Source organism: Paenibacillus solani, assembly GCF_050475945.1.
Classification (GTDB): domain Bacteria; phylum Bacillota; class Bacilli; order Paenibacillales; family Paenibacillaceae; genus Paenibacillus_AQ; species Paenibacillus_AQ solani_A.
Genome location: NZ_JBCMXJ010000010.1, coordinates 65,090 through 86,157, shown reverse-complemented (window position 1 = coordinate 86,157; position 21,068 = coordinate 65,090). Strand labels below are relative to the sequence as shown.

The following is a 21,068-nucleotide window of genomic DNA, read 5'->3' as shown; positions in this document are numbered from 1 at the left end:
TCCTCTCGATCACCCTTTAATTCCCGAAAGGCTGACCCCCTTAATAATCTGACGCTCGAAGATCAGGAACAGCAGCATGATCGGCAAGGAAGCTACGGTATTGATAACCATCGGCTTCACGTAATCTTCCGTGTACTGATTCATCAAGGTAGGAATCCCCATCGGCAACGTGAACAGATTATCGTCGGTAACCGACAGGAACGGCCAGAGGAAATTGTTCCAGGAGCCGATAAACGTCAGGATCGCGATCGATACCAGTGCGGGACGGGTAAGCGGAAGCATAATGCTTAGAAAAATCCGCCAGATTCCGCCACCGTCAATCTGCACGCTTTCCAGGAGGTCGTTCGGAACTCCGTCAAAAAAGCTTTTGAGCACGATAATTGCAAAAGGCGAAGCCAGAACCGGAAAAATCAGACCCATGTAAGAGTTCAAAATCCCCAAATCTTTGGCAACCTGATACAGCGGAATGAGAATTGCTTCTCCTGGGATAAGCAGTCCAGCCAAGATGAAGAAAAACATAAACATTCTGTACCGGAACGGGATTTTGGACATCGCAAACCCGGCCATCGCCGCGATCACTAGTGTCAAGAGAGTCACGCATATGGCGATAAAAAAGCTGTTCCAGGACCAGTTGAGCAATTTGGTGTCGGTGATGACTTCATGATAGACCGCGAAAGAATAAGGAGGCGTAAACCAGTCCACAACGGACGTGATCTTCATACCTTCCTTTTTCACGGATACCACGAGCATCCAGACGAGCGGAAAAGCAAACAATATTGCCATGAATATAGAAAAAATCCGATAAAACCATTTCATCTCTAGTTCGCCTCCTTCCGGTTATTGATCCAGTATTGCAGCCCGGACAGTACTAAAAGAATAGCGAACAACATATAGGACATGGCGGCCGCGTACCCTAAATCGTTCTTGCGGAAGCCTGTTTGCCAGATCAGCTGGATGACAGGACGCGTCTGATCCAGGGGTCCCCCGCCGGTCATGACATAGATTTGCATGAACACTTTAAATGAAGCTATAATTTGCAGCATCGTTATCGTCTTTGTGATCGGGCTGAGCAGAGGGAGCGTGATTCTCCAGAACAACTGGGCATCGGAAGCCCCGTCCAAACGCGCCGCTTCATAGACTTCCTCAGACACATCCTGCATTGCCGATAGATACAAAATAAAGTTAAAGCCGACCGTCCACCATAACGTTAATAGCGAGATCGCGATCCAGGCCAGATTCGTTTCCGACAACCAAAAGATCTCGGAATTTTCGGGAAGCAATTTTACTAAATGAAGCAAAGAGTTTACAAGCCCCGTATAGGGCTGAAACACGAACAATCCTAAAAAGGAAGCAACCGCCACAGAGAGAATGCTCGGTATAAAAAATACACTCCGGTAAAACCTTTGCAGCCTGGAGTTGCGGTTGGCGATGAGTGCCAAAATAATGGCCAATACAATCATTAGTGGCGTTGTGATAATGACGAAAATCGTGGAATGCCAAATGGATGCCCAAAAATCATGATCTTGAAACATCCGTTCATAATTGCCGACTCCAACGTACTTCATTTTCTTGATCAGCGTCCATTTATAGAAGCTCATCTCTACGCCCTTGATCATCGGCCAAATGGTAAACATGAAATAAACGACCAAGAAGGGGAGCAGGAACAGGAGTGCCTGTACGTCTGCTCTCAATTTATTCATTTTCATAAGCACCAAACCTCCCCATATGACCGGCAGACCTTACGGCAAATGCCGCAAAGTCCGCCGAATTCATTACCTTGATCTTCTATTCGCTTAATATCTTCTGCACTTCATCCGACATTTTGGCGATACCGTCGGCCGGGCTTAATTTGTTCGCCCATACTTCATTCAAATATTTAAACATGGCCAAGTCACGAATTTGCCAGTTCTTTGTAGAAGGCTTGCTGAATTTAACGGTAGAAGCAACGGATACATAGTCGCTGCGGTAAGGAAGGTCTTTAAATTCCTGTTTTTCAAATACGGACGGTTTGGATGGAATATGCCCTGCTTTCGCCCATACCTGACCGTTGTCTGCCAGCCAGTTTGCAAAAGTAATCGCGGCTTTCCGTTTCGCAGGATCTTCCTTCTTTGTTACTGGGAGAATTACAGTATGCGAATCGCCCCAAGTTGCTTCTTGATCGAACACTTTCGGGATCGGCATTGCTCCGAAATCAAGATCCTTTGTGGATTCCCAGGTTCCTGTCGCCCAAACCCCGGTCATCATGATGGCCGCCGTACCACTTTGGAAGTTTTTGTAGAAGTCGGGATCGTTTATTTTGATCACTTTATGTTTATGGAATAAGTCCTGGACATACTGAGCCGCTTGAACCGCTTTGTCCGTATCGATTTGTGCCGAGCTCAGATCATCAGAAACGACGTCGTTGCCGCCAAGTTGAGAATAGAGCGCCCACCACAGACGGAAAGGGTCATCGTTGGAGTTAGAAAGAGCAAACGGCGTTACTTTCTGAGGCAATTTCTCTTTAAGCGTATTCAGGAAAGCAACAAACCCGTCAGCCGACTGCTCCATAATCGGCTTGCCTTCATCGTCCAGCAGTCCGGCTTCTTTCAGCAGTTTTTTATTGTAGTACATAATGAAGGGATGCGTATCGATCGGCACCGCATAATGCGCTCCGTCCACTACGGAAGCCTCCAGGATATTCTGATTAAAGGTGGACCAGTCCACACCAGCCGCGGTAGCCACGTCGTCCAGTTCGGAGACAACCCCTTGGTCGATCAGGTCAGGCAGCCGGGATATGTGCGAAATGCCGACATCCGGTCCGTTGCCGTTACCAACAGCGGTAATGAGCTTCGTGTAGTACTCTCCCCACTCCAGCTTCGTATTTTTGACTTGAATGTTCGGATATTCCTTGTTAAAGGCATCAATCATCGCCTGCATGTTGTCACCGTCACCGCCGGAGAACAGTGTCCAGAAAGAAAGGGTTACTTTTTCTTCATCGCCTTTTGAAGCGCTTCCATTATCCTGGCCAGCAGTCCCTTCATTTGTAGCTGCTCCATTATCGGTTCCCGCATTACCGTTGTTGCTGCCTCCGCCGCATGCGCTTAACAACATTGAGAACGCAAGCACCAAGGCAAGCATGAGTCCAAAGCTCTTTTTCATGTTGACCTCCCCTTTAAACTTTTGATAAAGGTACGCAACATCAATATTGTTTTATTACACGTTTTCTGTACCTTTGAAGCTAATATAAAACTGTACGACCTGTTTGTCAACGGTTTCAAACTATTTTTTTGTAATACTTTATCAAATAGATCATTTGTTACAATTATATTGTAACAAAAGGGACATGCTCCTGTTTTCGCTTATAATAAAAAGACAAGCTCGCTTATGCCTCCGGACTTCAATAGGTCAAAAGAAAGAAACGATGCCGCAAAGGATAGATCCTATGCACCACCGTTTCTTTTCGTTTTTTATTCGGTTTCATCCAAGGTATAGGATACCCGCATAACCAAATCCTGCTCATAGTCGCCGAATTGTTTGCCGAAGAGATTCACGCCGCCTTTATGCACTGCATCCGGCTTCACCCCGATCCGGATTCTCAGGCTCGGGCGCTGGTTCAGATTCAGATCGTTTATCGTGACGTCCGATACCCTTTGCATATCCAACGTAGTCCGTTCCCGGTCGATGCGCCATGTCTTCAGCAGTCCATATTGCGTCGTCCAATCGAGCCACCATGACGGATTAAGCAAACCCCGCCGGTCCCCGAAATCTCCCGGACTGGTCCACATTCCGATCTCCACTCCATTGACCCAGACGGAAATATCCGATGGCCAATTATTGTCGTAATTTGGCGCCTCCGAACACATTTCCATGGATAGCTCAATCGAATGAATACTCGCGTTCTGGGGAATTTCCAGAGGGAGCAAATATTCCACATACCCTTTTCGGAACCAAATAATCTGAGCCGCCACATGCTTTGGATGATAAAAACTAGCCGGCTCATCCTCTCTAACCAGCATTCCTTCATGCGTGGCCATTCCGCACGTCGGGTGAACCTCGCAATCGCTATAATGCCCGATCGGCATTTCCACCTCATAAAACTTCATTCCGTCCTTCGTTGAACGGACCATCGAATTCAGCGAGATCAGAATATCATCATAATTGCGGCTGCATACCTTCATAGCCCCACGAACGGCCGGAAGCAGTTCCGTGTTGATAAGTTTGGCAGCTTCCAGCACCTTAACATTGTTCGCGACCGTTGAAACCGGGAGCTGCAACGCTTCGGCAATCTCAATAACATTCATGCTCCGCGTATTGAGCAGCCGAAGAATATCGACCCGTGAGCGTGTTGAGAGGGCGTGAGCGACCTGAACCAATTTATCGGCTTCCTGTATACCGACTTCTAGCATAAGAACCTCCCACAATATTTACAAAAAATTTACATTCATAATCTCTTATGTACTTTACTACAAGAAGCTGTATTAAAGCAATATTATTAAACATATCTAGCTTCTGCTATGGGGCGCGGTTTTGAGCTGCAAAAAAGAAGAGAACCGGCGTAAATAGGCCGGTTCTCTTCTCTTATATACACAATAATTTTGCAACAAAGAATTCTTTTATTCTCCTGAAGGCAAAGGAATTGGCTCTCCGGTTGCCAAAGGAGCGCCGAAATCGGGCATTCCGTTCTCCTTCCAACCGAACTTCTGCATCCTTGTGCTGCGCGGTGTTCCCTCCGAGCGCGCCTGCTCGGTCTCGGAATACGAGTAGGCGTGATAAACGAGCCAATCCTCGGAACCGTCCGGCGAAACCGTGAAGCTGTTATGCCCCGGCGCATAGACACCCGACTCGGGATTCTTGGCGAATACCGGGCCGTTATTCTTGCTCCATGCTTTCGGATCCAGAAGATCTTCGGAATCCAAAATTGTTGTCATTCCCAGACAATAATCGTCAGCCCAGGTCGCACTTGCCGAAAAAACGAGAAATATACGCCCGTTGCGCCGCAAAAATACCGGCCCTTCATTAATTGCCATGCCCCCTTGTTTTTCCCAAGGGGCGGTCGGTGCAGAAATCAGTACATTGGGGCCCGTCAATGTCCAGGGATCGGACATGCGGGCTGCATATATAGCGGATCCGTAATCGGGAAAATGGCCGTAACCGGAATAAAAGAAATATAAATTCCCTTGGTGCGGTAACACCGTTCCGTCCAACCCCGGAAACTCGGTATTGATGGCTCCTTTAAAGGACCACTCCCCCGTCATCGGATCATCGCCCGTAAGCTGAAGCACGCATACTCTCCTCGTATCGTCCCCGCCACCGTCATTGGCGGTATAGTAGATGTACCAGCGGTCCCCGATCCAATGGAGTTCCGGCGCCCAGAGGTGATGCGAATAGGATCCGGCTGCAGGGGGGCTCCAGACGGTTGTCGGATGATCATGGCCAAGTCCCGTCATTGTTTTGCTGTGCCAAAGCGCAATTCGATCTCCTAGCGTAACCGTCATGTAATAAGTGCCGTCCGTATGCTTAATGATCCAGGGATCGGCCCCCTTCGTTAAGACGGGATTGCTGAAGAACCGTTCGGTCATGTTATCCTCTCCTTCCTCTTCAAGGCAAAGTTCACTAACCTAGCTATACCGAACCGTCAGATCCAGCGGATAACGACCTGAATTACGTCCGTACAGGGCGATGCCGCCGGAGCCTGCCTGGAGCTCGAGCCGGAAGGTTCGTCTGCGGTTCAGCTCGGTCAGCAGCTGAACCGGAACGCTCAGCTTGCAGAGGTAACCGTAGGAGCCCGCTTCGTCCAGCTTGTTCGCCACAGGCTGATAATGCCAGGACAGCACGCCTCTGGCGTCGGCCGGGTCGTCCGGCAGTACGAATGTATCTACTTGTTGTCCGTCAATCAACACATTCAGAAGGGAAGGATGCTTTACTTCATCCGTCATGTAGTAGGTATTCGTATTGTATTCCACTTGCGCATCGGCACCGTGCATTGCGCCGATCCCCATATCCGTCGATTTCGAGCCTTCGATGTTTCGGGCCAGCACCCGTTTTGAGCTTGCTTCAAACAGAATTTCTATATTTTGAACCAGCGCCTTCTCATTCGTATCCGGGAGGACAATATCGTAGACGAAACGTCCCTCTCCCGCACCGCTTACTTTGGCATCCTGAACCGATTTCCAATGATTGTTGAAGCTCTGCTCCGCATAGGAGCTTACCGGCAACTGGATCAGGCCGTCGGTCTCATTCCCTCTGACATCGAACGCAATGAAATTCCGCATGACCGGCTTGCCTTCGGAGTCGGCCAGCGTTACGGCCAGTACGGCCACCGCATCCTGCTTCGGCATCTTGACACGAAGCGCAGGAAGCTCGGAGACGCCATATCCGTCCCAATCCACCTGGATGCTGCCGCTGTCCTCAACGATCAGCGAGCCATATCCGTCGTACCGCAGTTCCCATTTCACCTGCATTTGCTGCCCGTGATACTGATCGGAATAGCTAGAGCGCAGCATTGGAATCTCGGCTATAGCTTCAGCAGGCAGAGTCTGACAAGGCGGAGCATCCAGGACGATGAAGTCCGGCGAATGAAGATCTGCGATTGTCATGTCCGGCACCAAATCGCCATAGCCAAAATCTTTGCCGCTGCCATCCAACCGGTAATAGCCGTTGAATTCATTCGTCACATCGCGGAATTCGGTGAACACAAAGCCGCAGAGCTTATCATGCTTCCTGAACTCATTCATCATATAGCGATAATGCCAGGCCAAATCACTGTCGCCCGCTCCGCCCTCGATTCCCCACACATTGCCGCATTCACTATTCATGAGCGGCGCATCGGATTGGACATGTCCGCCGATGTAATTAAACGAAGAGCCCGGATAGGTCTTGGCATCAATCTCATCCAAATGCGCCTGGACCTGCTCGTATCCATTAATATAGAAGTGCCAAGTATTGATGTCGCTCTCGACATGGTCATAGTTGCAAGGGGAATTATCCTCCACGAGACGGGTTGGATCGAGCTTTTTCGCCCAGAGATATTGTTCCCGAACCCATACCTGCGTCTCCGGCAGATAGCTGCTCTGTTGCTCCGCACCGCCAGTCACGTCCATGGTCGCCGGATCCGTTTTCAATCCCCAGGTCTCGTTGAACATGACCCAAGAGAAAATCGATGGATGATTGTAATCACGCTCAATAATCTCCAGTGCTTCGCTCTCGTAAGCTTTCCGGGCTTGCTCATCCGGGTTGCCCCAGAAGCAAGGCATATCCTCCATAACGAGAAGTCCCAGCTTATCCGCCCAGTACAGCTTGCGCGGCTCCTCCGGCTTAATATGGATCCGTAAAAAATTAAGGCCGAGACGCTTCATTAAATAAATCTCGTCATGCATTTCTTCATCGGAAGGATACGTAAAGTATCCGGTCTTGTGATAAGACTGGTCGAGCGTACCGTTTAAATACACCGGCTTGCCGTTAAGCGTGATCCAGCGGTAATCCCGGGTTCCGAACCGGGCTGTACCGATTTTCCGGATACCGAAATAAGTGTCAACCTGATCGCTGTCTGAACCGCTCCGGAGGCGAAGCTGTCCTTCATACAGATTCGGTGTCTCCGGAGTCCACAACCGGGGCTGCTTCACTTCAAACGTTGTCGCCACTTGATTCTCTCCGGCCTGAAGTTCCAGCGCCATCCGATGCTGTACCGTACCCTCCGCAAAATCGACGCTTAATTCTACCGGCCCGGCTTGATCCGCATGAACGGTAGCCTCAAGCTCTACTTTTCCGTCGATATGCGTTCTGAATTTGGCTTGACCGATATAATTCTTTGGACGCGCCTCCAGCCAGACTGTCTGCCAAATGCCCCGAATCTCGCCATAGCCTTGCTTGCCTCTGGCCTGATAGCTGTGATCCTGGTCTTCCGTTCGGACCACGATGATATTCTCTCCGTCCTGCAGCCAATGGGCGGTGATCTCAAATTCAAATGAGCCGTACCCGCCTTGATGCGAGCCTGCATGTTCCCCGTTGACCCAGACATCGCACAAATAATCCACTGCGCCGAAGCGCAAGAAGAGACGTGCATTTTCTTCGGATGGAGTCCATTTTATCGTACGGCGGTACCAGCCAATTCCCTTCACATCCTTGCCAATGCCTGATAATGGGCTTGCCCAGGAGAAGGGAACGATGATTTCATCTTCAAAAGGAACGCTACCGCTCTTGCTCCATTCTTGTTGAAGTCCTTCATTATTCGCATCAAAGCGGAACGACCATGAACCGTTCAAATTGGCCCAATCTTCGCGTTGCCAGTGAGGATGTAGAAATTCAGGGCGGGGAATCCGCGCTGTTCCGGCAGTGAAAGTTGCTGTACTCACGATATGCACAACCTTTCATTTCATGATTTGGTCCTATTCTATCACCGATATTTACATAACACAATATATATTGCGTTTTCATAATGATAGCGTTTCCTCACTTCAAGACCATATCTGTCCCCGGTTTCAACCCTTGACGCTGCCGAGTAGTGCAGCCAGGTATACAATCGTGTTGAAGCCGAACTCTTTCCATACATCTGTCACAACCAGGGTAATCGGGAACCAGCGGTTATCGCCCAGGAAGTAAACCGGTTTAAATCCGAACAGTTGGATGACCTGATTGACGATCCCTTGTGAAGGCGACAAAATGTCGATCAGAATCCCCCCCAGAATGACCCAGGACAGAAAATGGGGCAAATAGACAAGCGTTTATACGCTTCTCTTCAGACAATTTTTCCGCACCTCGTTAAGCAGCAAGGCGATCACGATCGGCACGATCTGTCCGGCAATAATTTTCAAGCAGGCAATATAGATGGTGTTCCAAAGCACCCTGAACGTATCTGGCATATTCATCACATAGCGGAAATGCTCCAGTCCCACCCAAGGATTATCGAGAAGCGGGCGGCGGGGAGAAATTTGACGAACGCCAATGATAAACCGAACAGAGGGACATAACTGTAGATTAAAATCAGAAGCAATCCCGGCAACAGCATAAGATGAAGCGGAAGCTCGCGTGCGGATTTGCCTGACATATGATCACATCCTTGTCTTGTTGGAGGAAGGGAAAGCGGGCTGACCGCTTTCCCTTCCTGTTGAATCTTTGCTTTGGCTTGGATGGTCTACTTATCGGCATACCATTCGTTTACTTCTTGGGTGATCTGGTCTCCGCCCAGATTCTTCCAATTCAGAACGAATTGATCAAACTCGTCGACCGAGGCCGCTCCCCTGATAATCTTCGTAAACGTCTCCTTGAGCAAGGTGTCAAGCGTCGTGCCTTTCCTCCCATCGTCTGCGCCGGGGAGCCATAGAATTCGTTTCTCAGAATCATGTCATTTTTAACGTAATCATCGATGACTTTGAACGAGCCGTCCGGTGCATATACTTTCTCATCGCCCCAGAAGGTGTTGTCTCCGTCCCGGAAGGCATAGATTCTGTCCAGGAGCTCGCTTTCTGACTTGTTCAGCTTGGAAATTATCCTTGGTCTCTATCGCCTGCTTCACATTATTATAGACGCCCAGATTTTTCCGGACCGGTTCTCCGGCGATGATCGCGTGCTTGAAGAAATTTATATCTTCATTGCCGGGAGGAATCGGATTCATCTCCGGATGATCGAAGTTATCATTCATCCACAGATTCAATATTTTGACGGCTACTTCTGGATGTTCCGATCCTCTAAATCCTGTTGTGATGTCCCATTTGGAAGGATACGAAAAAAGTCGAATCTTATGGTAGAATTGATCAGAGTGCAATTGTGCTCATTCTATCATCGGAATTGAAGCGCTTCAATGTACATTGTAATTTCACAATAGCATCACTTTCTCTATAAGTGCGAGTCCAAAAAGTCAGATTTTGAAAAGGGTGGTTTATGAATGAATGAAACCGTGCAAGACATCATCCGTTATCCTGCTTCGCGCATTCTCGATGTAGCCAAGGCGCTGTCGGGCGATCTGCGTGTCCGGATTCTTGAGGCTCTGGGGGATAAGTCCATGAGTGTCAGCCAATTGGCCGAAGCGTTGGGAGTGGCCCAGCCGACCATTTCAATTAATGTACAGACACTGGAGCAGGCCGGGCTGGTAACTTCAGTGCAAGGGGCCAATCGGGAAAAAATCTGCTCCGTAACCTGCCGTTCCATCCAACTGGAGCTCCCGACCAAACCCGGGGACGGCCTTCACGCCATTGAAACCATACATATGCCGATCGGCATGTATTCCCATTGCTCGATCAGCCCCTCCTGCGGCATGGCCGCCAAAGACGGCTCGGTCATCGGCTCCCAGGATGATCCCCGCGTATTTTTCATGCCAGAGCGAATTGACGCTTCCCTGCTGTGGTTCGCTGGCGCCGGTTATATCGAATATTATTTCGCCAACCCGCTGCCGCCGGGCGTATCGCTGGATGAGATCCGCATTCGAGCCGAGCTCTGCTCCGAAGCGCCGGCATGCCATATGGAGTGGGCATCGGACATTACGCTCACGGTTAACGACCATCATGCCGGGACATGGACCTGTCCTTCCGATTACGGCGACCGCAAGGGCAAGCTGACCCCGGAACGCTGGAAGAGCGGCACGGAATACGGGATGCTGACCGAATGGCGCATCACCAACGCAGGCTCCCTGGTGAACGGGCAGCCTGCGGCGGATACAAGCATCGATATGCTCCAGCTGTCCTTCAATCAGCCGATTGCCGTTCGGTTCGAGGTCAAGGAAGATGCCGTCAATAAGCATGGTCTGAACTTGTTCGGCAGCCAATTCGGAGATCATCCGCAAGATATTGTGCTGGAATTCATCCGCCGCCCGGAGAACGAGTAGCCGGATTTGTCTCCCATAGGGATATCCAGGATCTTGAAACATTCTTTCCTGCATAAGCGTAAAAAGAGTCAGACAGCAGTGGCCGCTGTTTGCCATCCTTCTTCGGAATATACTGGCGCTTTACGGGTTGCGGGTGATAGTTACCTTCTTTAAGAAGTCGGTGACATTCCTGCGGATGACTCACTTCGCCTCTTGGCTTATAGCGCATCTCGCTACGAAAAAAACTTCCATGCAGGGGAGGGTCTCCCCAGTTCACTGCATCTTCTTTCATACCATGCCGATCTCCTTACGCCGGAGGATTCTTCACTGCCGCTCCAAGTTCCTGACAGTTTCCATGGCCTTCATCCATTGTCTCAAGATTCGGTTTCCTCTTTTCCCCCTCGCGGGGCCCTTTTGACGACGCGGTAAGATTCACTTTATGTTACGGCCTGATATGTTGCTCGCCCTGTCTCTGACAGGTACTTTTGTCGATACGCTTTTACGTACAGATTTCGCTCCTCCCGCAACTGGACTTTCACCGGCTAGAAGATGCGTGCTTAGCTGGGCACACAAACAACAAAAAACGCCTTGCGGCGTTTCTAAGAATCGTGTTCTGTTATTCTCCTTCTTTTCCAGTTAGTTCGACGCTCAAACTCCTCATTCGCTCTAAATTCCGGGCGTCTGACGCATAGGCGGGATAGGTTTTTGTGCCGAAAATATTACCGACCTGCGCCAACCCCTTCTCATTGGACGAAGGCTGCACCAGCTCCCGCTTATGATTGAATAACCGGCCCGTAATCTCCCGCCATTCCTCCGAGGTGCAGATGTGGAAGTAAGTTTCGGCCATGCCGGACGGCAGCGGGTTGATCCAATTTTGAGCCCTGGCCATAACTCTCCAGCGCGGGTTCGCTTTTGGATCGTCTCGTGAGACAATTTGCGCGGTTGATTTGCAAAGCATTGACCCTGATGGGAACTCCCCTGCTCTCATAATCCTCGGCCATTTTGAACGTCAACAATAGCATCCCATTTTCGAATCGCCATACATCTTATAAACACTATAAGGCCAGTTGTTGCGGTACTCACCGCGCAGATTATCGAAGTCAATTTTCCGTTTGGGATCAAAAAAGTGCTTAATGTTCGTGGTGCGTTAACTCCAAGGTCTTTTAATCAATATTCTCGAGCTGCATCAAACCATAGTTGAGCCATCTCTTCCGTTATAGGCTGTCCTATCAGGTGATCGGACTGGCTGAGTTGCCACACTGCTTCGCCAAGATCTTCTCTTTCGGTGGTTTCGATGCCCTTAAGGTTATTGAAGCGCAGGGTGAAAGTAGTAATGGCTGCCTCGGCATCAGCAAGGCTACGGGCCTGAGCAAGGGAATTCTGTGCAATCTCGTAAGCTTCATTAGCGAGCTTGGCAAGACGTTTGGGCCAAGACGAGAAGGGTCGGCCATATTCAGTCGTCCACCACTCAGGTTTCCGTAATTGGCTTACTGAAGCATGACCGGTCCACGGACGGACTTTGGCACGTGATTTCAGTTGCTGCCTTAGGCGCTTACCCGTGGTCTCTTCCACATTGTATGCAATAAATCTGTCAAGCAGCGGCCAGGTGTCCAAGGAGGGGAAGTCGTTCAAATCAGGCATAAAGCGCAGCTCCAGATTGGTTAGCCGGGTATGGCGAGCTAACAAGTCTATATCGCTGAAGTTCCCCCACAAACTCAGTGAGTCAAGATTCGGGAACCGCTCCAGACAGTCCAGTGAGATGGGCTGGCCCAGCGGCATATTTTGGAGTGTCAGGCTTGTCACCTGGTGCAATTCACCGAGATCAGGCAATGTGAAAGGAGGATCAGTCTTTCGTCTACCGGTACGCGGGGCCAGTGTCAGAAAATCTGGCAAACTGCCCGTGGCTGAGAAGCGTGATAGATTGCCGGACACGTTCAGACGGAAAGAACTCTTTGGAAGTTTCAAATGCAGGTACCCACCGGCTGGGTCCAGCTCAATATGTAAACTATGTATAATGGACTGGGTGGCATCCACCAGCGTATCGGCAGCCAGGGTTGGAGCCCATGTTATCTCTTCAATAGGGCGTGTGCTGGCCCAATCTATGAAACCCGTGTCACTGCCCGAATAGTATAGGAATCGCGGCCAGGGCGAGCCCGCCGGCGTAGCAAAGACATTGAATACGGTCCAATCAATGCGCGCGTCTGGCGAGACATGAAGGTCCGCTTTTTTCCCCAAATGCGACGGTCCGATAGATAGGCTGCCCACTCCGGGGCGAATGTTAAGATTGTGGCTGTGTGGACCCGTCAGGTCAATGGGATAAGTAACGTCTTCTCTAATAGAAGCAGATGTGCGAGCTTGGTTATCATTTGGCACTTCCTTCATCCTTTCTTTTAGCTTTGTTATAGATTCGTCTCTCAAGCATTAATTCCGTAGTACTTTTTATAGTTATTGATTATTTCACTCTTTGAAAAGTTAGCAAAATCAGTATCTTTACGTTTCTTTAGATGATTCGTTTCCTGATTCGCTTCTTTACTTGCTATGGTCATTAGATAATTTATTGTATTATCATATCCTGCACCGAATAGGAGCTGCACATCAATATAACAACTTGTATCAAAGTTCTTTTGCTTTGCTTCCCAAATAATTAAACTGTCTTCAACTTCCCCAATGGAAAATAACATGATACAAAGGGTTTTAAGGTATTCATTATCTTCGGAATCTTCATTATTAATTTCTTTCTCCAATAGACACCTTAATGTCCCTCTATATTGAAGTTCAGGCTCTAAGCCATATTTCTCTAAAATCGCCTCTTCTTTGTTCATATCATTCACTCTTTCATGTTTAGGTAGAATCGCTACCTCTAATTAACATTCTTTCGGGCATCCAATGTAAAGTTATTTATAAATACGGGACGTAAGTAATTTCTATCTCTTGATCTACATTAAGCTTATTAAAATAACTGATTAAGGCGTTATACCTTTCTTCATCAATATCATATTCAATGTTGATTGAACCATCTACGCCAAGAGATCTTGCGGTCTCTTTTGATAAATAGATGGAAATTAACTTTTGACTAAGTGTTATCTTTAATATCCCCCCATACTCAGACCTAGTTTCACTGTTGAGAGTTATATGAACCTTATTCAGAATGGGTATGTCTTCAATATATAAGGACTTTTGAAATAATACATACTCATTGGTCTCATATTCATCATCTGCAAACCCAATTAACAATGTCTCATCCTCAACACCAAAATAAACAAATGAGGCTTTTAGTAATATTGACACATACTTACTCCTCTCTCACCTATAATGTCATAATGTCTTCCTATGAAGTCTTCATTACATACAATTGCGAAATCGTATGCTCAAGTCTCTCTTTAATAAGAATCGCATTGGCATAGGGAGCTGAAATACCTTCATAGCCATAATAAATACCTGCCAGCCCTCCGGCAATGGCACCAATCGAATCCGAATCACCACCTAGATTTGCTGCCTTCTGTACGACTTCTTCAAAATTGGATGAATGAAGCAAAATATGTAGTACCCATCGGAAAGTATGTACGATAAAACCACTTGGTGGGCAATCCGGATGCGCTTCTATATATTCTTCGTATTCACTTCCAGCAATCTCGGCTTTAATAGATTTTTCTAAATCTTCCCCCTGCAGCAGACGGTTGGCAATTCGGTTATACATGACGCAGACTTCGGCACACCTGGGATCATAATGCGTCATTCGGGACTGCGTAATCGTCACATGATCGATATCAGCTAGTTCCTTATAAGCCAGCGCCACCGGCAGGCACCGCATGAGCGACCCATTCCCTCCGCTTTGTCCCATGTCCATGTGAGCCACAAAAGCTGCTTCAAACCAGTCTCCTTCATATTTTTCAAAAACATGACGAATGATGTTTCCGATATCTTTAGGGCGCGATTAATACCATTCCATAAAATAACGCCCGATCGCTTCCATAGGCTCCTCCGCATTCTCGAGTATCCCATCCGCTACGCAAAGCGTCATCATTGTATCGTCGGTTACTTCTCCCGGTTCTAGGCTCCATACCCCGCCGCCGACGATTTCGGTCAAATAGCCATGCTTTTTCTTAATCTCCTGCTCTGTCATAAACTCAGTTGTTCCGCCAAGTGCGTCTCCTACAGCCACCCCATACATTCCACCCTTGATGCGGCTCATTAATTTATTGTCCATTCCAATCCCTCATTCTGCTCAAACTTGACTCCCCATAACTTCAGCTCGAGTAAGGATTACCCACTGATTAACTTCATCGTATCCAGATACTTCGGCGATCAGACGACAGCGCGGGTACATCCATTCAGCTGGGGTTTGAGATCTCAGAACGGATGTGTCCGTTATTCCTACAGCATGAGGTTCCTGTAAATTAACCAAAGTACCCTGTGGAAAAAAAGCTTCTAGATACCCTTCCACTCGAGTCCCGACAGGGAACAGACTTTGGGTCCGATTCCAATCTTCCATACTGAGCTGAAGCTGCTCGTGCCAGAGTTCCTCGAATTCCGCCTGACTAATTTCTTCGTAATAGGATTCCTGCGCATCTAGTGGATGTTCTGCTAGCATGAAATGATATTGCTCATGCTTGCGATTCGATGTGATACAGATAGCGTCATCATGATAAACCATTTGTCTGTATGCCACACCGTCATTGTCAATTTCAAAATACCAGGTTCCCATTCCCGGCTCCTGTATATCTTTTAAATATCTCAACACAGTCACTCCAATCACTGAGAAGTATTTCTGGCTTAGCTTGAATATAGGGAGCAATACGTGTTAGCGAAATTCCCTGCGAGCAGATCTTCTTTCCGAATATAAAACTGTAATTCTCCAGCGTCCCACCAGCAGAAGCCCACATCCTGATCGGAGTCTAGCGCGAGCAACAATAGTGTATCCTGCACTTCCTGCTTCGCTCTATCGGCATCACCTTTGAAAAGATCCGTAATCTTCTCCATTGCAGATTCTATTGAATAGTTATACTGTTGGCCCGTCAATAGATGAAGTGCTGCTTCGTATTCACAATCCCCATGCTGGGTAGAGGGATAACCGAACATGACTGCCAGGTCATTTGAGTTCTCATCGTTCAATTCGAAGCATAGCTCTTCATATTGTTCATAATCATGCTCATCGTCTTCGACAATATCATAATCGACATAACCATAATTGGGAGGTTCCATCGTGGATCTAGCGCTTACCCGATAACCGGTAAACTCACCCTCTAGGGCAGTTACTTCAGGGGAATGGTAACGTGCAGCTTCCTGAAGTTTATCTTCTGATAGATAGATGATCTTGTGCTCGATTCCATATGCAGGTTCATCCACTCCTACAAAAAAGTACAACATGCCCTGTGCAGGCAGCAGTGCTGATGCATCATGAGTTGCCAATTCACTTAAACGCAGCTGAGCCAAAAACGTCATAGACGTTCCATCCGAATCCACAGGCCATTCTATCATGGCAGGAAGATCTGGATCTCCCCCGATACGTGATGAGCCTATTTCGTTGTATGTTTCGATCTCTTTCTTGGACAAGCGAATGCCTTGACGTACAGATTCTTTCAAATAGTCCATCGCATGTTCAAACTGGAATTCATGGACGATATGTTCGAGCTTATTTTGATTGTTTTCACTTAGCATCCTTATACCTTCCTTTATGTATAAAAATCTATTTTAGTAGGTCGAACTTTCAATCTTAAAATCTGAATGGATATCAAATTCCGCTGGCCCCTTCTTATCTGTCTTTCGCAAAACAAATTCAAATGTGGGTTCGTAATATGAATCCTGCAAAGTCTCTCCACCCAATACCTCTATGCTGTACCATCCGTTTTCGATTTCAATCATTGGCTTGTTGTATTGCCGATAATGATCAAGTAAAGCGTTGACTCTTTCGTTAGTGAATTGTTCCAATATTCTCCAAGTAAACAGCATCAGTATGTTATTTTCAACTTTAAGCGAATAGCCTTCACGTCTGAATTGTAAACGGCTATCTGTTTTCAACAATTCCGGAGTATCATCAGAAAGATTAAATATGATGGTATAGGGATAGTTTTCAATCCCCACCATGGGAAGTATGATACCATCAAGTACCACATGATCGCCGCTCTCGTTCGTTGTGAACTCCATTGCCAAATTGTCGGAATAATTATTAGAGTGTTTCCAGCTTTCAAGGAGCAAAATATCTCCGAGAATAAAATAGTTTATAAGATCATTCAGCACTTCGTTAAATTTGTAAATCATGTTAAACTCCTTTTTTTGATTAATTTTAACATGTAGGAAAGTTCTAGAATCCCCCATTTAGAGATGTTACTATTTTAAGGGAGTGGCTACCAGTTACATATGGAGTAATTTTATAAATAATCATTTGGAGGTAGAAATGGAACAAAGGCTTATTGATCAATTGAAAGAATGGCATGAAGAAGACGAACATCAGCAGATTGTCGATTCGCTTTTAGCAATTCCGGTTGAAGAACGAGACTATGAATTGATCAGCCTTTTGGCCAGAGCTTATAACAATTTGGGGCTTTACGAAGAAGCGCTCTGTCAATTTGATATCATCTCTGAGGCTGGCAAACAGGATCCTCTATGGCATTACCGCATAGGATTTGCTCTTTATCACTTAAATCGTTATGAGGAAGCAGTTCAAGCTTTCAGCAGGTCCGATCAATTAGAGCCTGGTGTTGAAAGTACGGAATATTTTTTAAGTGAGAGTACCTATAAAGCGAAGAAACAGCAGAGAGAAGAACTCCGGTTGGCCAAGAAGAAAGCTTCCCTGGTGGAGCATAGTGGTTCTGTAGAGGTCAAGGCTGCTTTTTCAGATACGTTTCTAAGTGATTTCTGGGATGACAGCGAGTATGCAAGAGAGTCCTATCAATCTGATCCACCCACGGATGAACTAATCACTTCTATAGAGAAAGAGCTTGGTTACAAGCTTCCTGCCTCTTATATTGAGCTTATGAAGCAGCAGAATGGCGGAGTGCCGAAGAATACAAACTTTCCGACAGAGGAACCCACTTCCTGGGCCGAGGATCATATTGCGATTACGGGTATTATGGGTATTGGGCGCGAGAAAAGCTATTCCCTATGCGGAGACTTGGGAAGTCCGTTTATGATAGAGGAATGGGGATATCCTGACATTGGAGTGGTGATTTGTGATTGTCCTTCAGCCGGTCATGATGTCGTCATGTTAGACTATCGAGCCTGCGGTAGAAACGGTGAACCCGAGGTCGTTCACGTCGATCAAGAAGATGACTATGAAATTACGTTCCTCGCAGATAATTTTGAAGCGTTTATTAAAGGCCTGGTGAACGATGAAGCATATGATACTTCGGAGGAAGACAAAGAACGCGATCTTGATAAAGTAGCACACGGCAAATTTTCTCCTCTGCTGGAGGAGCTGTGCTCGCGGGTAACTGAAGTAGAGCTAATTGAACAAAAAATCCGCAGTATATGTACTCAAGTTGTAGAAGAAAAAGGCCATTTTTCTTTACATGCCGATGAATTATCGTATCTCATGTATGATGTGCAATTCTGGTTATATACGAAGTCATATCCGGACACCAGTCGTGATCAATATGTGGCAGCCTATCAGAATATCATCGCTTTTGGCGGAGAATTCGGCACAGGCGGATATGCCCCCGCCTTCATTACAGATTGGCTTGATGTCCGCATCAAGGAAGGATGCATTGTACAGGATCACGGGAATATTCAGTTTACCGATTCGTATGTAGAGGAAGTAATTAATAAGTTAAAAGAAGTCTAAGTGCAGATCAGCTGCAGATCAAGTTCATACCTAGAAATGAGTAAGAGTCCGCTTCTAAAGCGGGCTCTCATTATGGTGATCTTATCTTGATCTCCGTTATCCATGGGTTGAGCGGTGGTTTTGTCCTCATCTTTCTATCAGCGCCTGGCCACTCGTCTCTAAATGGTTATTACGAACCGATATATAACTTATTTTCCGCGAAGATCGCTGAGTACCCACGTTTGTACAACTCAAAATAAGGTGCGAACGGATCCCCTTCCAGCCCATAGCGATGCCACTGAAGATAATAGGAGATCCAGTAATCACAGGCAATCGAGTAGTACGCCTCATCCAATACTTCAATCGGTTCATCGTAATCCTTATGATTGCTGATGATATCGAATATCGTGTCATAAATTCCGGCATCATATTGCTCGCGAATATCATTGATCGATCCATCGGATACAATCCTAATCTCTTTGATTCCAGACAGGTAAACTGCTGCGTCAGTTGTATCGTTTTTTTCAGAGCATTCGTTTATTAGTTCTTTCAAACTTTGAATAAATTGTTTACCATAGTCGATTAATTGCTCATTGGGTTCGTCACAAACTTTACTATTAAAATAGCCCGGTATTTCGCTCCCACGGAAATCCTCAGGGTCAAGCATTTCATAAATTCGCAAAATTCTCTGCAAATAAGCATCTCCATCTGCAAGAGGTTCAAAGGTTTCCTCTACCCCTTTTCCATTTGGCATATACATTTGAAAATACCCATAAAACAGAGCTTCATCAATATCGGATTCATCAGGTTCCGGCTCTTCATCTATAAGTTGAAATAAATATTTAGAATAAATCTGTTTATCTACCATATGTATCTCTCCTCTGTTCGCTTATGAGCGGCGTGATGAGCTATTTCTAATCATATCCTATGCTGACATCATTCCTCAATAGTAGCTAAGAGAGAGCTCGTCATCTATAAGGACTAAATGTGAAAAACCGTTTCCTCAATAAGAAAAAGCGTCTCCTGAGAGACGCTGTTATAACACCTGCAATTAGATTGAACAATATTCTGCAACCTTCTTCATGAATGTTTATTATATTCTGCTCACTTCAGCGATGCGGGTAGCTTCACTCCGATGAGTTTCCCTTCGCCTTGAATGATAATCATATCTCCTGTTTTTAGGGTCGCCCCGTGTAAATCTGACCCCGTTCTTACTCTAAAAACAGGCTTGGTTGTCAATAAATTGATCCCAAGCAGTGTGCCATTTCGCTGTGCTCGGTAAACTCCTTTTCCATACACATCAGCCTGTGCTAAAGGTGCGTCCCCATACCAACCGACCTGTCGATTGTTCACCATTTTAATACCAGCCAGTTCATTCGTTGTATCAGTGAAAATGAGACGGTCCTGCAACCAGTTATCTCCATTAGGAATCTTATACGTTTGAAGTGGAACCTGATTGGCTTTATAGGAGTTAAAATCATACTCAGCTACCTTATCACCTTGTTGAAGGTATATCTTATTCCCACGGATTAGTAGATCACCTTGTCCATACGGATATGGCGGCTCTCCTGACCGTTTCCAGCTGTATTCACGGGTTCCTTTCTTCACCCCAGTCTCCAAATTGTATACATTGACGATGACTTTGCGTTCCGGTTGTGACTGATAATCGGTCATTAGTTGAGAATGGTAATCAACCGAGTACACGAAACCATCCTTAATATGGATCGCTTCTCCCTGACCGAATACCCCCCATAGCTTCTTGCCTGTTTTCTTGTCAAAAGCGTCCAGCTGTACAGATGTTAATGCCCCTTGTACATAGAAAGTCCGAAGAATGACTCCATTCGATTCCTCAAGGTAATCAGTCCCGCTCCCATCTGCCATGGGTTCGTCTGTATCCCAGCGTAACTTACCTGTTGTTTTATCAAAAGCGAAGGTTTTACTGCCTTGGATGACATATAGCGTGTCAGATAACGGCACAATTGCCTCCGTACGAAGCCGAGTATCGATATATGTGGATGAGCTCGACTGCCATTTCATCTGTCCAGTTTTCGCATTCAGTGCATAGGGCTTGTAATCTCCTGAAAGTCCATAAATCACACCTTTATCATATACAACATAAGGTATCAGGTTTTTACCATAACTCCATAGTTGCTTACCCGTTTTCGCATCCAGGGCGACTAACTTTTTACCAACAAAAGTAAATACTTTGCCTTCCTCCGCAGCAGCATTGTTATCTGAGAAGTACATTTCGTTCCTGTCTAACTTGTTGTCTACCTTTAGCGACCAGGAAGGCTTCAGTTCGGACACCTCAATCTTGGAATATGAATATAAGTTATTGACTGAAACATCAGCTTTTTCAGCATTCGCCTGTAAAGAAAGTGAAGAAGATACTAATAGACCTGCAAGTACACCTGTAGCTATATGTTTCAAAAGAAGTTCATTTGATCGTTTCTTAATGTTCAGCATAATTTTCCTCCTCTTTTATATGGTTTTTTGTCCATATGATAATAAGACACTCACTAAAAGGTAAATGTT

General features: G+C 46.6%; 20 protein-coding genes and 2 pseudogenes. 2 read left to right on the top strand and 20 right to left on the bottom strand.

The window, feature by feature from the left end:
* Positions 1-9: 9 nt before the first annotated feature.
* From ABEQ74_RS11530 to ABEQ74_RS11490, 9 genes and pseudogenes are all read right to left on the bottom strand, one after another.
* Complete coding sequence (locus tag ABEQ74_RS11530) at positions 10-816, bottom strand: carbohydrate ABC transporter permease (RefSeq protein ID WP_430122326.1); 807 nt, start codon at positions 814-816, stop codon at positions 10-12.
* Between the two features lie 2 nt (positions 817-818).
* The gene (locus ABEQ74_RS11525; protein ID WP_430122325.1) at positions 819-1,706 is read right to left on the bottom strand and encodes a carbohydrate ABC transporter permease; all 888 of its coding nucleotides are present in this window, start codon (positions 1,704-1,706) and stop codon (positions 819-821) included.
* 79 nt (positions 1,707-1,785) lie between these two features.
* Positions 1,786-3,138 carry an ABC transporter substrate-binding protein gene (locus ABEQ74_RS11520; protein ID WP_430122324.1) on the bottom strand — a complete coding sequence of 451 codons (1,353 nt, stop codon included), beginning with the start codon at positions 3,136-3,138 and terminating at the stop codon, positions 1,786-1,788.
* A 308-nt stretch (positions 3,139-3,446) separates the two neighbouring features.
* Positions 3,447-4,385 carry an ArsR/SmtB family transcription factor gene (locus tag ABEQ74_RS11515; protein WP_430122323.1) on the bottom strand — a complete coding sequence of 313 codons (939 nt, stop codon included), beginning with the start codon at positions 4,383-4,385 and terminating at the stop codon, positions 3,447-3,449.
* Between the two features lie 207 nt (positions 4,386-4,592).
* Positions 4,593-5,558 (bottom strand): glycoside hydrolase family 43 protein, encoded by a 966-nt coding sequence (locus ABEQ74_RS11510; RefSeq protein WP_430122322.1) that lies wholly within the window; start codon positions 5,556-5,558, stop codon positions 4,593-4,595.
* A gap of 39 nt (positions 5,559-5,597) precedes the next feature.
* Positions 5,598-8,330 carry a glycoside hydrolase family 2 protein gene (locus ABEQ74_RS11505; protein ID WP_430122321.1) on the bottom strand — a complete coding sequence of 911 codons (2,733 nt, stop codon included), beginning with the start codon at positions 8,328-8,330 and terminating at the stop codon, positions 5,598-5,600.
* Between the two features lie 147 nt (positions 8,331-8,477).
* Positions 8,478-9,022, bottom strand: a pseudogene (locus ABEQ74_RS11500) (sugar ABC transporter permease); the annotation flags it as partial.
* Positions 9,023-9,109: 87 nt separating this feature from the next.
* Complete coding sequence (locus ABEQ74_RS11495) at positions 9,110-9,247, bottom strand: hypothetical protein (RefSeq protein ID WP_430122320.1); 138 nt, start codon at positions 9,245-9,247, stop codon at positions 9,110-9,112.
* A 129-nt stretch (positions 9,248-9,376) separates the two neighbouring features.
* The gene (locus ABEQ74_RS11490) at positions 9,377-9,739 is read right to left on the bottom strand and encodes a hypothetical protein (protein ID WP_430122319.1); all 363 of its coding nucleotides are present in this window, start codon (positions 9,737-9,739) and stop codon (positions 9,377-9,379) included.
* Between the two features lie 132 nt (positions 9,740-9,871).
* On the opposite strand from ABEQ74_RS11490, the gene ABEQ74_RS11485 reads away from it, so the two are divergent.
* A complete protein-coding gene (locus ABEQ74_RS11485) occupies positions 9,872-10,795 on the top strand; it encodes an ArsR/SmtB family transcription factor (protein WP_430122318.1) in 924 nt (307 codons plus the stop codon).
* Here the strand turns inward: ABEQ74_RS11485 and ABEQ74_RS11480 are convergent.
* The 9 genes and pseudogenes from ABEQ74_RS11480 to ABEQ74_RS11440 form a co-directional block, all read right to left on the bottom strand.
* Positions 10,770-11,066 (bottom strand): hypothetical protein, encoded by a 297-nt coding sequence (locus ABEQ74_RS11480; RefSeq protein WP_430122317.1) that lies wholly within the window; start codon positions 11,064-11,066, stop codon positions 10,770-10,772. The genes ABEQ74_RS11485 and ABEQ74_RS11480 overlap by 26 nt on opposite strands.
* A 324-nt stretch (positions 11,067-11,390) precedes the next feature.
* A complete protein-coding gene (locus ABEQ74_RS11475) occupies positions 11,391-11,663 on the bottom strand; it encodes a hypothetical protein (RefSeq protein ID WP_430122316.1) in 273 nt (90 codons plus the stop codon).
* 278 nt (positions 11,664-11,941) lie between these two features.
* Positions 11,942-13,156 (bottom strand): hypothetical protein, encoded by a 1,215-nt coding sequence (locus ABEQ74_RS11470; RefSeq protein WP_430122315.1) that lies wholly within the window; start codon positions 13,154-13,156, stop codon positions 11,942-11,944.
* Positions 13,157-13,188: 32 nt separating this feature from the next.
* On the bottom strand, positions 13,189-13,596 hold the full coding sequence (locus ABEQ74_RS11465; protein WP_430122314.1) for a hypothetical protein: 408 nt from the start codon (positions 13,594-13,596) through the stop codon (positions 13,189-13,191).
* 76 nt (positions 13,597-13,672) lie between these two features.
* On the bottom strand, positions 13,673-14,062 hold the full coding sequence (locus ABEQ74_RS11460) for an Imm10 family immunity protein (RefSeq protein ID WP_430122313.1): 390 nt from the start codon (positions 14,060-14,062) through the stop codon (positions 13,673-13,675).
* Positions 14,063-14,102: 40 nt separating this feature from the next.
* Positions 14,103-14,945 (bottom strand): annotated as a pseudogene (locus tag ABEQ74_RS11455) (ADP-ribosylglycohydrolase family protein).
* 54 nt (positions 14,946-14,999) lie between these two features.
* Positions 15,000-15,512 carry a hypothetical protein gene (locus ABEQ74_RS11450; RefSeq protein WP_430122312.1) on the bottom strand — a complete coding sequence of 171 codons (513 nt, stop codon included), beginning with the start codon at positions 15,510-15,512 and terminating at the stop codon, positions 15,000-15,002.
* 35 nt (positions 15,513-15,547) lie between these two features.
* On the bottom strand, positions 15,548-16,432 hold the full coding sequence (locus tag ABEQ74_RS11445; protein ID WP_430122311.1) for a YwqG family protein: 885 nt from the start codon (positions 16,430-16,432) through the stop codon (positions 15,548-15,550).
* Between the two features lie 33 nt (positions 16,433-16,465).
* A complete protein-coding gene (locus ABEQ74_RS11440; protein ID WP_430122310.1) occupies positions 16,466-17,032 on the bottom strand; it encodes a hypothetical protein in 567 nt (188 codons plus the stop codon).
* 136 nt (positions 17,033-17,168) lie between these two features.
* Between ABEQ74_RS11440 and ABEQ74_RS11435 the strand changes: the two genes are divergently transcribed.
* On the top strand, positions 17,169-18,554 hold the full coding sequence (locus ABEQ74_RS11435) for an SMI1/KNR4 family protein (protein ID WP_430122309.1): 1,386 nt from the start codon (positions 17,169-17,171) through the stop codon (positions 18,552-18,554).
* 169 nt (positions 18,555-18,723) lie between these two features.
* Here ABEQ74_RS11435 and ABEQ74_RS11430 read toward each other — a convergent pair whose 3' ends face one another.
* Positions 18,724-19,401, bottom strand: a complete 678-nt coding sequence (locus ABEQ74_RS11430) for a hypothetical protein (RefSeq protein WP_430122308.1) — start codon at positions 19,399-19,401, stop codon at positions 18,724-18,726.
* A gap of 236 nt (positions 19,402-19,637) precedes the next feature.
* Positions 19,638-20,999: a PQQ-binding-like beta-propeller repeat protein gene (locus ABEQ74_RS11425; protein WP_430122307.1), complete on the bottom strand. Its 1,362-nt coding sequence runs from the start codon at positions 20,997-20,999 to the stop codon at positions 19,638-19,640.
* Positions 21,000-21,068: the final 69 nt, after the last annotated feature.

Bases quoted from the DNA above. Each gene is read 5' to 3' on its own strand.
- ABEQ74_RS11530 (WP_430122326.1), bottom strand. From the start codon at position 816: ATGAAATGGTTTTATCGGATTTTTTCTATATTCATGGCAATATTGTTT.
- ABEQ74_RS11525 (WP_430122325.1), bottom strand. From the start codon at position 1,706: ATGAAAATGAATAAATTGAGAGCAGACGTACAGGCACTCCTGTTCCTG.
- ABEQ74_RS11520 (WP_430122324.1), bottom strand. From the start codon at position 3,138: ATGAAAAAGAGCTTTGGACTCATGCTTGCCTTGGTGCTTGCGTTCTCA.
- ABEQ74_RS11515 (WP_430122323.1), bottom strand. From the start codon at position 4,385: ATGCTAGAAGTCGGTATACAGGAAGCCGATAAATTGGTTCAGGTCGCT.
- ABEQ74_RS11510 (WP_430122322.1), bottom strand. From the start codon at position 5,558: ATGACCGAACGGTTCTTCAGCAATCCCGTCTTAACGAAGGGGGCCGAT.
- ABEQ74_RS11480 (WP_430122317.1), bottom strand. From the start codon at position 11,066: ATGAAAGAAGATGCAGTGAACTGGGGAGACCCTCCCCTGCATGGAAGT.
- ABEQ74_RS11475 (WP_430122316.1), bottom strand. From the start codon at position 11,663: ATGGCCAGGGCTCAAAATTGGATCAACCCGCTGCCGTCCGGCATGGCC.
- ABEQ74_RS11470 (WP_430122315.1), bottom strand. From the start codon at position 13,156: ATGAAGGAAGTGCCAAATGATAACCAAGCTCGCACATCTGCTTCTATT.
- ABEQ74_RS11465 (WP_430122314.1), bottom strand. From the start codon at position 13,596: ATGAACAAAGAAGAGGCGATTTTAGAGAAATATGGCTTAGAGCCTGAA.
- ABEQ74_RS11445 (WP_430122311.1), bottom strand. From the start codon at position 16,432: ATGCTAAGTGAAAACAATCAAAATAAGCTCGAACATATCGTCCATGAA.
- ABEQ74_RS11440 (WP_430122310.1), bottom strand. From the start codon at position 17,032: ATGATTTACAAATTTAACGAAGTGCTGAATGATCTTATAAACTATTTT.
- ABEQ74_RS11435 (WP_430122309.1), top strand. From the start codon at position 17,169: ATGGAACAAAGGCTTATTGATCAATTGAAAGAATGGCATGAAGAAGAC.
- ABEQ74_RS11430 (WP_430122308.1), bottom strand. From the start codon at position 19,401: ATGGTAGATAAACAGATTTATTCTAAATATTTATTTCAACTTATAGAT.
- ABEQ74_RS11425 (WP_430122307.1), bottom strand. From the start codon at position 20,999: ATGCTGAACATTAAGAAACGATCAAATGAACTTCTTTTGAAACATATA.